Annotated in this window: 12 protein-coding genes; 11 read left to right on the top strand and 1 reads right to left on the bottom strand. The window is 69.3% G+C overall.

Annotation, left to right across the window (positions count from 1 at the left end):
* The first annotated feature begins 39 nt into the window (after window positions 1-39).
* From ND450_RS03805 to ND450_RS03780, 6 genes are all read left to right on the top strand, one after another.
* Window positions 40-1,320, top strand: coding sequence for an ABC transporter substrate-binding protein (locus ND450_RS03805; protein WP_253324757.1), 1,281 nt, complete (start codon window positions 40-42; stop codon window positions 1,318-1,320).
* Between the two features lie 20 nt (window positions 1,321-1,340).
* The gene (locus ND450_RS03800) at window positions 1,341-2,279 is read left to right on the top strand and encodes a carbohydrate ABC transporter permease (RefSeq protein ID WP_245786346.1); all 939 of its coding nucleotides are present in this window, start codon (window positions 1,341-1,343) and stop codon (window positions 2,277-2,279) included.
* Window positions 2,279-3,091 carry a carbohydrate ABC transporter permease gene (locus ND450_RS03795; protein WP_089920320.1) on the top strand — a complete coding sequence of 271 codons (813 nt, stop codon included), beginning with the start codon at window positions 2,279-2,281 and terminating at the stop codon, window positions 3,089-3,091. Before ND450_RS03800 ends, ND450_RS03795 begins: the two co-directional genes overlap by 1 nt.
* 2 nt (window positions 3,092-3,093) lie before the next feature.
* On the top strand, window positions 3,094-4,470 hold the full coding sequence (locus ND450_RS03790; RefSeq protein ID WP_253324756.1) for a GH1 family beta-glucosidase: 1,377 nt from the start codon (window positions 3,094-3,096) through the stop codon (window positions 4,468-4,470).
* Window positions 4,467-5,489: a LacI family DNA-binding transcriptional regulator gene (locus ND450_RS03785; RefSeq protein WP_089920199.1), complete on the top strand. Its 1,023-nt coding sequence runs from the start codon at window positions 4,467-4,469 to the stop codon at window positions 5,487-5,489. Before ND450_RS03790 ends, ND450_RS03785 begins: the two co-directional genes overlap by 4 nt.
* A gap of 96 nt (window positions 5,490-5,585) precedes the next feature.
* Complete coding sequence (locus tag ND450_RS03780) at window positions 5,586-5,894, top strand: hypothetical protein (protein WP_253324755.1); 309 nt, start codon at window positions 5,586-5,588, stop codon at window positions 5,892-5,894.
* A gap of 80 nt (window positions 5,895-5,974) precedes the next feature.
* Here the strand turns inward: ND450_RS03780 and ND450_RS03775 are convergent, their stop codons facing one another.
* Entirely contained in the window at window positions 5,975-6,532 is a 558-nt protein-coding gene (locus ND450_RS03775) for an NADPH-dependent FMN reductase (protein ID WP_253324754.1), read from the bottom strand.
* A gap of 86 nt (window positions 6,533-6,618) precedes the next feature.
* Here ND450_RS03775 and ND450_RS03770 point away from each other — a divergent pair, with 86 nt between their 5' ends.
* From ND450_RS03770 to mmsB, 5 genes are all read left to right on the top strand, one after another.
* The gene (locus ND450_RS03770) at window positions 6,619-7,215 is read left to right on the top strand and encodes a TetR/AcrR family transcriptional regulator (RefSeq protein WP_253324753.1); all 597 of its coding nucleotides are present in this window, start codon (window positions 6,619-6,621) and stop codon (window positions 7,213-7,215) included.
* 139 nt (window positions 7,216-7,354) lie between these two features.
* Window positions 7,355-9,928, top strand: a complete 2,574-nt coding sequence (locus ND450_RS03765) for a glycoside hydrolase family 9 protein (protein WP_253324752.1) — start codon at window positions 7,355-7,357, stop codon at window positions 9,926-9,928.
* Between the two features lie 508 nt (window positions 9,929-10,436).
* Window positions 10,437-11,522 (top strand): multiple monosaccharide ABC transporter substrate-binding protein, encoded by a 1,086-nt coding sequence (gene chvE / locus ND450_RS03760; protein WP_089920190.1) that lies wholly within the window; start codon window positions 10,437-10,439, stop codon window positions 11,520-11,522.
* A 26-nt stretch (window positions 11,523-11,548) separates the two neighbouring features.
* Window positions 11,549-13,054 carry a multiple monosaccharide ABC transporter ATP-binding protein gene (gene mmsA, locus ND450_RS03755; RefSeq protein ID WP_371927751.1) on the top strand — a complete coding sequence of 502 codons (1,506 nt, stop codon included), beginning with the start codon at window positions 11,549-11,551 and terminating at the stop codon, window positions 13,052-13,054.
* Complete coding sequence (gene mmsB, locus ND450_RS03750) at window positions 13,051-14,265, top strand: multiple monosaccharide ABC transporter permease (protein ID WP_253324750.1); 1,215 nt, start codon at window positions 13,051-13,053, stop codon at window positions 14,263-14,265. The genes mmsA and mmsB overlap by 4 nt, the downstream gene beginning before the upstream one ends.
* Window positions 14,266-14,278 lie beyond the last annotated feature (13 nt).

The following is a 14,278-nucleotide window of genomic DNA, read 5'->3' as shown; positions in this document are numbered from 1 at the left end:
GCTCCCAGAACCCGCCGCCGAGACCAGAGGAGTTCTCCCGTGCGACACCGTTGGATCAGCGTGCTGATCTGTGCCGCCACCACAGCCGCCGTCACCACAGCGTGCGGGTCAGGCGGGGCCAGTCAGTCCGCGGATGGAAAGACCGAGCTGACGATCGCGACGTTCAACGAGTTCGGGTACGAGGAGCTGTTCAAGGAGTACGAGGCCGCTCACCCGGACGTCAAGATCACCCAGCGCAAGACCGGCCAGGGCCAGCCGCACCACCAGAACCTGTTCACCAAGCTCGGTGCGGGCTCCGGTCTCGCGGACATCGAGGGCGTCGAAGAGGGCTACCTGAGCCAGTTCATGTCGAAGGCCGGGCAGTTCAACGATCTCAAGGAGATCGGCCCGAAGGTCGAGGACGACCGCTGGCTCGCGTGGAAGACCCAGGCGATCACCACCAAGGACGGCAAGCTCATGGGCTACGGGACCGACATCGGCCCGCTCGCCATGTGCTACCGCAAGGACCTCTTCGAGAAGGCCGGCCTGCCGTCCGACCCCGAGGGCGTCAAGGCGCTCTTCTCGACGTGGGACGCGTACTTCGCGGCCGGTGACCAGTTCATCGCCAAGGTTCCCGGCGTCGCGTGGTTCGACAGCGCCGCCCAGGTCTACAACGCCATGCACAACCAGCTGGAGACCGGCTACTACGACAAGTCCGACAAGCTGGTCATCGACAGCAACACGGCCATCAAGGCCAACTGGAACACCGTGACCGCGGCTGTCGCGAAGGGACAGTCGGCCCGGCTCGGCGCGTTCAGCAACGAGTGGAACACCGGCTTCAAGCTCGGCAAGTTCGCCACCAAGACCTGCCCGTCGTGGATGCTCGGCGTGGTCGAGTCGCAGGCGGGTCCCGAGAACAAGGGCCTCTGGGCGGTCACCGACGCGTTCCCGAACGGTGGCGGCAACTGGGGCGGTTCGTACCTGACCGTGCCGAAGCAGAGCAAGAACGCGAAGAAGGCCGCCGAGCTCGCCGCCTGGCTGACCGCGCCGGAGCAGCAGATCAAGGCGTTCAAGGCCAAGGGCACGTTCCCGAGCCAGGTGAAGGCGCTCGACGCGCCGGAGCTGCTCGAGCAGACCAACGCGTACTTCGGTGACGTCAAGGCCGGCGCGCTGTTCGCCACGCAGGCCAAGAAGATCAAGGCCGCGCAGTACAAGGGCCCGGCCGACGGCCAGATCCAGGAGACGGTCGTCAGCCCGGCGCTGCAGTCCGTCGAGCAGGGCAAGAGCCCTGACGAGGCCTGGAAGGCAGCGGTCGAGGGTGCCCAGAAGGCGGCCAAGTAGTGACCGCCACTCTCTCCAAGGTGGACCGCGGGCGAGCGCAGGAGGCTCGCCCGCGGCCTCCGCGGCGGTACCGGCTGTCCAACCTGGACACCAAGGTGTCGCCGTACCTGTTCGTAGCACCCTTCTTCGTGCTCTTCGCGACGATCGGGCTCTTCCCGTTGCTCTACACGGCGTACGTCTCCCTGTTCGACTGGGAGGTCGGCGCCGACGAGCCGCTGTTCATCGGCCTGGAGAACTACCGGACGCTGTTCGAGGACGACCAGTTCTGGAACGCGCTGTTCAACACCTTCAGCATCTTCGTGCTCTCCAGCGGTCCGCAGATCGTCGTCGCGGTGCTCCTCGCGGCGCTGCTCAACGCGAACCTGCGCGCCCGCACCGGGTGGCGGATGGGCGTGCTGCTCCCCTACGTGGCGAGCCTCGTGGCGCTGACGATCATCTTCGGCAACCTGTTCGGCCCTCAGTACGGGCTGGTGAACGATGTGCTCGGGCTCATCGGCATCGACCCGATCGACTGGCAGGCCAGCACGTTCGGCAGCCACGTGGCCATCGCGTCGATGGTCAACTGGCGGTGGACCGGCTACAACGCGCTGATCGTCCTCGCCGCGATGCAGGCGATCCCCCGGGACGTCTACGAGGCCGCGCTGGTGGACGGCGCGAGCGCGCTGCGGCGGTTCTTCAGCATCACGCTCCCGCTGCTGAAGCCGACGCTGATCTTCGTGATCGTCACCTCGACGATCGGCGGTCTGCAGATCTTCACCGAGCCGAAGCTGTTCGAGCCCTCCGGCGGCAGCGGCGGCGGCACGGAGCACCAGTACCAGACCGTCGTCCTCTACCTCTACCAGTCGGCGTTCCAGGGCCTCGACCTCGGCTACGCCTCCGCCATCGCGTGGGTGCTGTTCCTGGTCGTCATCGCCGTGGCAGGCCTCAACTTCTTCCTCACCAGGAGGGCCGTCAAGTGATGCGACGACCGTCCTTCGCGATCTACGGCTTCCTCGCCGCGTTCGTGCTGGGCTCCGCCTTCCCGTTCTACTGGTCGTTCCTGGTCGCGAGCCGCGACAACTCGGTGCTGACCGGCGACTTCACGCTGGTCCCCGGCGGGAACTTCTGGTCGAACGCCGTGCGCGTGTTCGACACCGTCCCGTTCTGGAAGGCGCTGGGCAACAGCTTCATCGTGTCCGGCACGGTGACGCTGTCGGTGGTGCTGCTGTCGACGCTGGCCGGGTTCGCCTTCGCCAAGCTGAGGTTCCGCGGCCGCGGCGTGCTGTTCCTGTTCGTGGTGGCGACGCTCGCGGTGCCGACCCAGCTCGGCATCATCCCGCTGTACATGGCGATGGCCGAGTTCGGCTGGGCCGGTGAGCTCGAAGCCGTGATCGTGCCGAACCTCGTGACCGCGTTCGGCGTGTTCTGGATGCGCCAGTACCTCCTCGACGCCATCCCCGACGAACTCGTCGAGGCGGCGCGCATGGACGGCTGCAGCCTGTGGCGCGCGTTCTGGCACGTCGCCCTGCCCGCCGCCCGCCCGGCCGCCGCGATGCTGGGCGTGTTCACGTTCATGCAGTCCTGGAACGACTTCCTGTGGCCGCTGGTGGTCCTCAACGCGGACAACCCGACGCTGCAGGTCGCGCTGGAGAAGCTGCAAAGCGGTTACTACGTCGACTACTCGCTCGTCCTCGCCGGGACCACGCTCGCCACGGTTCCGGTCCTCATCGTTTTCCTCGTGCTCGGGCGGCAGATCGTCGCCGGTGTGATGCAGGGCGCCGTCAAGGGGTGAAAATGGAGAACATTGTTTTCCCGCAGGGTTTTCTGTGGGGAGCCGCGACCGCCGCGTTCCAGGTGGAAGGTGCGACCGACGTGGACGGTCGCACCGACTCCATCTGGGACGAGTTCTGCCGGCAACCCGGCAAGGTGGTGGGCGGCGACTGCGGTGAACCCGCCGCCGACCACTACCGGCGCTTCGAGCAGGACGTCGCCATGATGGCGGACCTGGGGATCAAGGCCTACCGGTTCTCGATCGCCTGGCCGCGCGTGCGGCCGGACGGCGGCAAGGTCAACCAGGCCGGGCTCGACTTCTACCAGCGGCTGGTCGACTCGTTGCTGGCGCACGACATCGTGCCGTGGCCGACGCTCTACCACTGGGACCTGCCGCAGACGCTCGAGGAGTCGGGCGGCTGGGCGAACCGCGACACCGCGTACCGGTTCGCCGAGTACGCCGCCGCCACCGTCGAGGCGCTCGGAGACCGGGTCGGCACGTGGACGACGCTGAACGAGCCGTGGTGCTCCGCGTTCCTCGGTTACGCCGCGGGCGTCCACGCACCGGGCCGCACGGAACCGGCCGCCGCCGCAGCAGCCGTGCACCACCTGCTGCTCGGGCACGGCCTCGCGAACGAGACCATCCGCGCCGCGCGGCCGGACGCCAAGGTGGGCATCACGCTCAACATGTACCCGATCATCCCCGTCGACCCGGACAACCCCGCGGACCTCGACGTGGCGCGCAGGCTCGACGGGCTGCAGCAGCGGATCTTCCTGGACCCGTTGCTGCGTGGTGAGTACCCGGCCGACGTCCTCGAGGACCTCGAGCCGTTCGGGTTCGGCGAGCACGTCCACGACGGCGACCTGAAGGTGATCTCGGGCCCGATGGACATGCTCGGCGTCAACTACTACACCGAGCACTACGTCAGCTCGACGCCCAACGGCGAGGCCGGTCCGTCACCGTGGATCGGCGTGCAGCACGCCTCGTTCCCGCCCAGGGACGCCCCCATCACCGACATGGGCTGGGAGGTCAGGCCGGACGGGCTCACCACCGTCCTCATGCGGGTGCACAACGACTACCCGCGCCTCCCGCTCTACATCACCGAGAACGGCGCCGCGTTCCGCGACGACTTCTCGGGCACCGGTGCCATCGACGACGTGGACCGCACCGGTTTCATCGCCTCCCACCTGCGCGCCGCCCACGCGGCGATCGAGGCGGGGGTCGACCTGCGCGGCTACTTCTGCTGGTCGCTGCTGGACAACTTCGAGTGGGCAGAGGGGTACGCGAAGCGGTTCGGCATCGTCCACGTCGACTACGACACCCAGATCCGCACGCCGAAGATGAGTGCGAGGTGGTTCAGCAGGGTGGCCCGCGACAACGCGCTGGTCGCCGTCTCATGACGGAAGGCAGGAGTCGCCGCCCCGGCCCGCGCATCGAGGAGGTCGCGCGCGTGGCCGGGGTGTCGAAGTCCACCGTGTCCAGGGTGATCAACGGCGAGAAGTACGTGAGCGAGCGGTCGCGCCAGGCGGTGCACCGCGCGATCGCCATGCTCGGGTACAGCCCCAACCACGCCGCGAGGACCCTGGCGGGCAGCAAGGCGAACGCGATCGCGCTGGTGATCTCGGAGCAGGGCAGCCGGGTCCTCGCCGACCCGTTCTTCGCCGGGGTCCTGCGCGGGGTGCACGCCGAGCTCGCCGGACACCACGTGCAGCTCCTGCTGATGATGAACCAGCCGCTCGACGGTGAGGACCAGGTCGCCTACCTCACCGGCGGGCACGTCGACGGGGCGCTCGTCGTGAGCCTGCACGGCGAGGACCCGTTGCCGAGAACGTTGCACGAGACGGGGCTGCCCACGGTGGTGGGCGGCCGTCCGCTCGTGGGCGGCACCGTCCCGTTCGTCGACGCGGACAACTTCAACGGTGCGCTGGGCGCCGTGCGGTTCCTGATCTCGCTGGGGCGCGAGAAGATCGCCACCATCGCCGGCCCGCACGACATGGCCGTCGGCATGGACCGCCTGAGCGGCTGGCGGTGCGGCCTCGCGGAACACGGCATGCCCGTCGAGCTCGTCGCGCACGCCACCGACTTCACCCCGGAGAGCGGCGCGCTCGCGATGGAGGACCTGCTGCGCCGCGCCCCCGACCTCGACGCGGTCTTCGTCGCCGCGGACATCATGGCGCTGGGCGCGTTGCGGGTGCTCCAGACGCGCGGCTACCGGATCCCGGACGACGTCGCGGTGGTGGGCTTCGACGACTCCGTGCTCGCCTCGACGGCCGTCCCCCCGCTCACGACGGTCCGGCAGGACGTCGAGGGCTTCGGCCGCACCATGACGTGGCGCCTGCTCGCCGAACTGGCGGGCGAGGAGAAGCTGCCGCAGTCGATGTTGCTGCCGACGTCCCTGGTGCGCAGGACCAGCGCCTGATCCATTCGCCGCGGAAGCTTTTCGCCCGAAACCCTGAACCAGCGCCCCAACCAGGCCGTATTACGACGTACGAGCGGATGACGAGCGGGGGCGCGGATGCAGGCGGGCCGATTCTTCGACGAGTCGCGGGACGATCCGGAGCTGCCGGAGACCGCGGTGCTGCGCGTGTTGTGGATGACCGCGCAGGGAATGGTGTGGCCGTGGCTGCTGCAGAGCATGTGCCGGCGCGACGCCATCAAGCACGCCCTGCAGGCGGAGCTGATCTGGGCGCCGGTGGGCGACCACCTCGGGTACCACATCACGGACGAGGGCCGGCGGCGGATCATGGCCTGGTACCAGGACCACCGGCCCGGTACCGGGGCTGACGAGGACGCGGACGACTGGCGCGCCGTGACGATGCGCTGAGCAGGCGGCCGCCGGGGAGGGTCGGCCGCTTCGCGCAGCGACGGCCGGCCTCCGCCAGGAGACCGGCCGCGTCACTCGCCTCAGACCGTGGCGGTCGCCTTCGCGGCCAGGCCCTCGATCACGCCGGCCAGCTTCTCGGTGACCTCCGGGTCGTCCACCGGGTGCAGTTCGGCGAAGCGCACCACGGAGCCCGGGATCGAGAGCGTGAGCTCCTCGGCCACCTCGGCACCGGCGATCTTCGCGGCCTTGCGGGCCTCGTCCTGCGCCCAGACGCCGCCGTACTGGCCGAACGCGGTGCCGACGACGGCGACCGGCTTGCCGGACAGGGCGCCGGCGCCGTAGGGGCGCGACAGCCAGTCGATGGCGTTCTTCAGCACGGCGGGGATGGTGCCGTTGTACTCGGGCGAGACCAGCAGCAGCGCGTCGGCCTCGGCGGCCGCCTCGCGCAGCTTCACGGCCTCGGCGGGGACGGTGCCCTCGTGGTCGATGTCCTCGTTGTAGAACGGCACGGAGCCCAGGCCGTCGAACACGCCGAGATCGACGTGCTCCGGCGCGATCTGGACCGCGGCCTCGGCGAGCCTGCGGTTGTGCGAACCGGAACGAAGGCTGCCGACGAGCGTGAGGATGCGGACGGCCATGACGTGACTCCCAGGTGCAGGCTGTGTTTGAACGACTACACCCTAAACGGGACGCGGCCCGTTTATCTTCCGTCTAGGCTGCGGAGGTGATCGACGGCACACCTCTTCCCCTCGCGGGCCCGCAGTCCGCCCTGCGCGCGGACGCCGTGCGCAACCGCGCGCTGCTGCTGGAAGCGGCGGCCGAGCTGGCGAGCGAGCGGGGGGCGGCGGCGATCACGATGGAGACCGTGGCGGCCGCGGCCGGGGTCGGCAAGGGCACCGTGTCGCGGCGCTTCGGCGACCGCAACGGGCTGTTGCAGGCGTTGCTGGACCGCTCGGAGGTCCTGTTCCAGGAGGCGTTCCTGAGTGGACCGCCGCCGCTCGGGCCCGGTGCGGACGCGGCGGCGCGGCTCAGGGCGTTCGGACCGGCCCTGCTGCGGCACGAGCACGCCCACCGCGACCTCTACCTCGCGGCCGAGCCGACGCCCGAGCGCCGCTTCTCCGTGCCCGCCCGGCAGTTGCGCCATCGACACGTCGCCCTGCTCGTGCGCGCCGCTCTCCCCGGTGCCGACGCGGAACTGCTCGCCCACACGCTCCTGGCGTCGGTGGACGTCGTGCTGGTCGACCACTTCCTCCGCCCGGGGGCATCGCTGGAGCGGCTCGAGAGGGGCTGGCACGACCTGCTCGACCGGCTCCTGCACTGAGGATCGAATCGAAATCGACGGTCGAACGGGATCGGTCGCCCGCCAAGGGTTGTAGCCGTTGCCGCCTTCGCCCTACGGTGCGTTCTGGGAGCGCTCCCAGAACGCAGCACCGTCGACGAGGACGGAGAACCTCAGTCCCATGAGATCGTTACCCCCACGCCTGCTCGCCGCGACCCTGCTCGCGACGCTCATGGCCGCCTCGCTGCACGCGTCGGCCGCCGCGGCGGACTACGAACGCGTGCTCAACGGAACGTTCGAGAGCGGCTCCGCCGATCCCTGGTGGAGTGGCGCCGGCGTCACGAACCGGGTCACCGGCGGCGAACTGTGCGCGGCGGTCACCGGCGGCACGACGAACCCCTGGGACGCGCTGATCGGCCAGAACGGTGTGCCGTTCGAGACCGGCCAGTCCTACACGTTCTCGTTCGACGCCCGTGCGACCACCGCGCAGCCCGTCACGGCCGCCGCCGGCGAGAGCGTCAGCCCGTACCGCGGCATCGCGAGCCAGCAGTTCGCGGTCTCCCCCGAGAAGCAACGGTTCTCCTTCACCTTCACGTCCACTTTGGACTTCCCGGACGCGGGCAACGGCCAGGTCGCGTTCCAGCTGGGCGGCCAGCCGTCCGACAACACGATCTGCGTGGACAACGTCTCGCTGGTCGGCGGCGTGAAGCCCCCTGGCGGCGTGAACCCCAACCCGGCCAAGAAGGTCCAGGTCGACCTGGTGGCGTACGTGCCGGGGCTGCCCAAGCGCGCGACGCTCGTGTCCAGCGCGACGACGGCCCAGACGTGGACGTTGAAGAACTCAGCGGGTGTCGCCGTGACGTCGGGCCAGAGCACGCCGAAGGGCGCGGACGCGACGTCCGGCGACTCGACGCACGTGATCGACTTCTCGTCGTTCGACACGCCCGGCACCGGCTACACGCTGTCGGTCGGCGAGGACACCAGCTTCCCGTTCGACATCTCCGCCGACCCGGTGAAGCGGCTGCGCTACGACTCGCTCGCGTTCTTCTACCACCAGCGCAGCGGCACTCCGATCGAGGCGCAGTACGTCGGTGACGAGTACGCGCGCCCGGCGGCGCACCTCAACGTCGCGCCGAACCAGGGCGACAACAACGTGCCGTGCCGCGCCGACCTCGCGTGCGGCTACACGCTCGACGTGCGCGGCGGCTGGTACGACGCGGGCGACCACGGCAAGTACGTGGTCAACGGCGGCATCGCGACCTGGCAGCTGCTCAACGCCTACGAGCGCGCGTCCCGCCTCGGCGACGCGACCGCGTACCGCGACGGCTCGATGAACATCCCGGAGAAGGCCAACGGCGTGCCGGACCTGCTCGACGAGGCGCGCTGGGAGGTCGACTTCCTGCTCAAGATGCAGGCGCCCGACGGCATGGCGCACCACAAGGTCCACGACGCGAACTGGACCGCGCTGCCCACCCGTCCCGAACTGGACGACCAGCCGCGCCGCCTGTCCGCGACCAGCACGGCCGCGACGCTGAACCTGGCCGCCGTCGCCGCGCAGGCGTCCCGGCTGTGGAAGAGCATCGACGCGACCTACTCCTCGACGTTGCTGGCGGCGGCCCGCAAGGCGTACGCGGCGGCCAAGGCGAACCCGGCCAAGCTCGCCGACCCGAACGACGGCACCGGCGGTGGCGCGTACAGCGACGACACCGTGACCGACGAGTTCTACTGGGCCGCCTCGGAGCTCTACGCGACGACCGGTGACGCGGCCTACCGCACCGACGTGACCGGCTCCTCGCACTACAAGGCGGCGAGCCTGAACCGCGGCGGGTTCCACTGGGGCGGAACGGCTCCGCTGGGCGACATCACCCTCGCCCTCGCCCCGAACGGCCTGCCCGCGGCGGACGTGTCCGCGATCAGGTCGGCCTTCGCGTCGGTCGCGGACCAGCACCTGACCGCGATGGCGGGCATGGGCTACGCCGCGCCGTACGACAACAGCACCGCGGGCTACGTCTGGGGCTCGAACTCCACGGTCCTCAACAACGCCCAGGTGCTGGCGCTCGCGTTCGACTTCACCGGCACCGCCAAGTACCGCGACGGCGTCTTCGAGGCACTGCACTACGTCCTCGGCCGCAACCCGCTCAGCACCTCGTACGTCGCCGGCTACGGCGACCAGGCGATGGTCAACGCCCACCACCGCTTCTGGGCCCACCAGAACGACCCGACCCTGCCGATCGCGCCGCCCGGATCGCTGTCCGGCGGCCCGAACAGCGCGTTGCAGGACCCGGTGGCGCAGCGCCTGCTCACCGGCTGCCCGCAACAGAAGTGCTGGGTGGACGACATCGGCGCCTACTCGGTGAACGAGGTGGCGATCAACTGGAACTCCGCCCTCGCCTGGGTCTCGGGCTGGGCGGCGGAGAAGTCCGGCACCCCGACCACGCCGAAGTCCGACTGCGAGGTGAACTTCAGCGCCGGCCGCTGGAACGACGGCCTGTCGGCGCAGGTGAAGATCACCAACACCGGTACGGCCGCGTGGACGTCCTGGAAGCTCGGGTTCGCGCTGCCCGGCACCCAGCGGGTCACCTCCGGGTGGTCGGCGACGTGGAGCCAGACCGGGCGGGACGTGACGGCGACGAGCATGTCGTGGAACGGCGAGGTCAAGCCGGGCAGGACCGTCCAGATCGGATTCAACGGGTCCGGGTCCGGGTCGGATCCGACCGTGTTCACGGTGAACGGGAAGACCTGCAAGACCGTGTGAGGCGACGCTCGGGAGGCGCGCCCGCTGTCACTTCGGTGGCGGCGGGCGCGCTGGCGTTTCGGGCGGGTCGTCCGCTCTGGCCGCTTCGGTGGCGGGCGCGCTGCCGTCCCAACGATCTGTTGGGCAGTCCGCCCCGCCCGCTGCCACTTCGGTGGCGGGCGCACTGTCCTTCAAGCGCTCCGGCAGGCCGCCCACCGCACCCGCTGCCACTCCGGCGCGCACTGCTGTTCCGGCGGTCCGGTGCGGCGAACGGCGGCGGCGCGGTGGCCCGGCCGGAGGGCCGGTGGCGCGACCACCAGGTCCCCACCTGGCCGACTCGCCGGACAACGCTGTCACAACCCGCCCGTCCCGGCCCTGCACAACCTGCCTCCACCTGCCGCTCACCACCCCTGTGAGCGCTAACAGGCGTCACCTGGCGTTATCCAGATGGAACTTGACGGACATGTTGTTAGCGATAACACTCGCCGCCTACAGCACTGTTGCCTGTCGGTGCCATCGAGGAGAAGCAATGAGGCTTGCCCGGATCGCGGCCACCACCGCACTGGCCGTCACGCTCGCCGCCTGCGGTTCGGCGCAGAAGACGGTCGACCAGCAGAGCGGGTCCAGCGAAGGCGCCCTGGTGGGCGTCACCATGCCCACCCGGTCGTCGGAGCGCTGGATCCACGACGGCGACAACATCAAGAAGGCGTTGGAGGGCAAGGGGTACAAGGTCGACCTCCAGTACGCGGAGAACGACATCCCCACCCAGGCCAACCAGATCGAGAACCAGATCACCAAGGGCGCGAAGCTGCTGATCGTCGCCTCGATCGACGGCACCGCGATCACGTCGCAGCTGCAGCAGGCCGCCGACGCGAAGATCCCGGTGATCGCGTACGACCGGCTGATCCGCAAGAGCCCGAACGTCGACTACTACGCGACGTTCGACAACTTCAAGGTCGGCGTGGAGCAGGCGAACTCGCTCGTCGCCGGGCTGAAGACCAAGGGCGAGGGGCCGTTCAACATCGAGCTGTTCGCGGGCTCGCCGGACGACAACAACGCCACGTTCTTCTTCAACGGCGCGATGTCCGTGCTCCAGCCGCTCATCGACCAGGGCAAGTTCGTCGTGAAGTCGGGCCAGAAGGACTTCAAGACCGTCGCGATCCTGCGCTGGGACCCGGCGACCGCGCAGAAGCGCATGGAGGACCTGCTCACCTCCACCTACGGCGGTGCCAAGGTCGACGGCGTGCTGTCGCCCTACGACGGCATCTCGATCGGCATCCTCTCCGCGCTCAAGAGCGGCGGTTACGGCACGGCCGGCCAGGCCTACCCGATCGTCACCGGTCAGGACGCGGAGGTCGCCTCCGTGAAGTCGATCATCGCCGGTGAGCAGTACTCGACGATCCACAAGGACACCCGCCTGCTCGCCGACGTCACGGTGAAGATGGCCGACGCGGTGCTCAAGGGCGGCAAGCCCGAGGTCAACAACACCAAGGACTACGACAACGGTGTCAAGGTCGTCCCGTCGTTCCTGCTGCAGCCCGTCCCGGTGGACAAGGCGAACTACCAGAAGGAACTGATCGACTCCGGCTACTACACCGCAGACCAGCTCAGGTAGGTCAGGTGTCCGACGAAATCCTGGTGATGCGCGGCATCACCAAGAGGTTCGCGGGGGTCACCGCGCTGCACGAGGTCTCGTTGACCGTGCGGCGCGGTGAGATCCACGCGATCTGCGGTGAGAACGGCGCGGGCAAGTCCACGCTGATGAAGGTGCTGTCCGGGGTGCACCCGCACGGTACGTACGAGGGCGACATCCTGTTCGAGGGCGAGCCGTGCGCGTTCAACGGCGTCCGGGACAGCGAGCGGCGCGGCATCGTGATCATCCACCAGGAGCTGGCGCTGTGCGGTCAGCTCTCGGTGGCGGAGAACCTGTTCCTGGGCAACGAGAGGGCGCGGCGCGGGTTCATCGACTGGAACCGCACCAACCACGAGGCCCAGGCGCTGCTCGACCGCGTCGGTCTGCGGGAGAACCCGACGACGCCGGTCAACGACCTCGGCGTCGGCAAGCAGCAGCTCGTCGAGATCGCCAAGGCGCTGTCCAAGGAGGTCAGCCTTCTCATCCTGGACGAGCCGACGGCCGCGCTGAACGACGACGACTCGCAGCACCTGCTCGACCTGCTCGACGGGCTGCGGTCCGAGGGCATCACCTGCGTGATCATCTCCCACAAGCTGGGCGAGGTCACCAGGATCGCCGACACCGTCACCGTGCTGCGCGACGGCAGGACGATCGAGACGTTGCCCGCCAAGGGGCTGAGCGAGGAACGCATCATCGCCGGCATGGTCGGCCGCGACCTCGAGCACCGGTTCCCGCCGCGCACGCCGGACGTCGGCGATGAGATCCTGCGCATCGAGGACTGGACCGTGCACAGCCCCGCCCAGCCGGACCGCAAGGTCGTCGACGGCGCCACGCTCACGTTGCGGCGCGGGGAGATCGTCGGTCTCGCCGGGCTGATGGGCGCAGGGCGCACCGAGCTCGCGATGAGCGTGTTCGGCCGCTCGTACGGGGTCGGCGTCTCCGGGCGCGTCGTGAAGGACGGCCGCGAGATCGACACGCGGACCGTGCGCGGGGCCATCGACCACGGCATCGCGTACGTGAGCGAGGACCGCAAGCGCTACGGGCTCAACCTGATCGACGGCGTGCAGCGCAACGTCTCGGCGGCGGCACTGGGCAAGCTGTCGAGCCGCGGCTGGGTCAACGAGAACGAGGAGTACACGGTCGCGGAGCGGTTCCGCAGGTCGATGGGCATCCGGACGTCGTCCGTGTCGACGCCGACGGGCACGCTGTCCGGCGGCAACCAGCAGAAGGTCGTGCTGGCGAAGTGGATGTTCACCGACCCGGACGTGCTGATCCTCGACGAGCCGACGCGCGGCATCGACGTCGGCGCCAAGTACGAGATCTACTCGATCATCAACGACCTCGCCGCCCAGGGCCGCGCGGTGCTCGTGATCTCCTCGGAGCTGCCGGAGCTCCTCGGCCTGTGCGACCGCGTGTACGCGCTCTCGGAAGGCCGCATCACCGGCGAGGTGAGCCGTGAAGAGGCCACGCAGGAACGTCTCATGCAGTTCATGACACGAGGACAAGGCTCATGACCACGAAGACCGCGCCCGCTCCTGCCACCGCTCCCCCGGCGCAGTCCCGGCGGTTCTCGATCAACCTGCGGCAGTCGGGCATCTACGTCGCGTTCGCGCTGATCGTCGTGCTGTTCACGGTGCTGACGGACGGGGCGCTGCTGCAACCGCAGAACATCTCCAACATCATCGTGCAGAACTCGTACGTGCTGATCCTCGCGATCGGCATGATCCTGGTGATCATCGGCGGGCACATCGACCTCTCGGTCGGCTCGACCGTGGCGCTGACAGGGGCGATCTGCGCGGTGCTGACCGTCCAATGGGGACTTCCGTGGCCGGTGGCGGTGCTGCTGACGCTGCTGTCCGGCGCGGTGATCGGCGCGGCGCAGGGCTACTGGATCGCGTACTTCGGCATCCCGGCGTTCATCGTGACGCTGGCGGGCATGCTGGTCTTCCGCGCGCTCACCCTGACCACGCTCGGCAACCAGGGCATCGGGCCGTTCCCCGACGAGATCCGGTCGCTGTCCAACGGCTTCACGGGCGGCTACCTCGGCAACATCGGCCTCGGCCCGCTGGGCGGCGCGGACCTGGTGAGCCTGCTCGCCGGTCTCGCGTGCGTCGCGGGCTTCGCGTTGTCGCAGTGGCGCAAGCGGTCCGCGCGGCTCGGCTACGGCCAGACCGTCGACCCGATGCCGGTGTTCGTGCTCAAGATCGTCGGCGTGGCCGTCGTCGTGATGGCCGTCGTCGTGCAGCTCGCCCGGTTCCGCAACCTGCCGTGGGTGCTCGTGCTGCTCGCGGCTCTCGCGCTCGGCTACTCGCTGATGGCGAACAACTCGGTGTTCGGACGGCACATCTACTCGATCGGCGGCAACCTGCAGGCCGCCACGCTGTCCGGCGTGAAGGTCAAGGCCGTCACGTTCTGGGTGTTCGTCAACATGGGCGCGCTCGCGGGGCTCGCCGGCGTGATCTTCGCCGGGCGGCTCAACCAGGCGGGCCCGACCGCCGGCATGTCGTTCGAGCTCGACGCCATCGCGGCCGCGTTCATCGGCGGCGCGGCGGTGCAGGGCGGTGTAGGCAAGGTCGTCGGCGCCATCACCGGCGGCCTGATCATGGGTGTGATCAACAACGGCATGTCGCTGATCGGCGCGCCCAGCGAACGCGTGATGCTCGTGAAGGGTCTCGTCCTGCTCGTCGCCGTCGCCTACGACGTCTGGACCAAGCGACGCGCCTGATTCGACCGGAAAG

The sequence above is a fragment of the Lentzea sp. HUAS12 genome (assembly GCF_024125735.1).
Lineage (GTDB): Bacteria > Actinomycetota > Actinomycetes > Mycobacteriales > Pseudonocardiaceae > Lentzea > Lentzea albida.
This window is presented reverse-complemented; position numbering and strand designations above follow the sequence as displayed.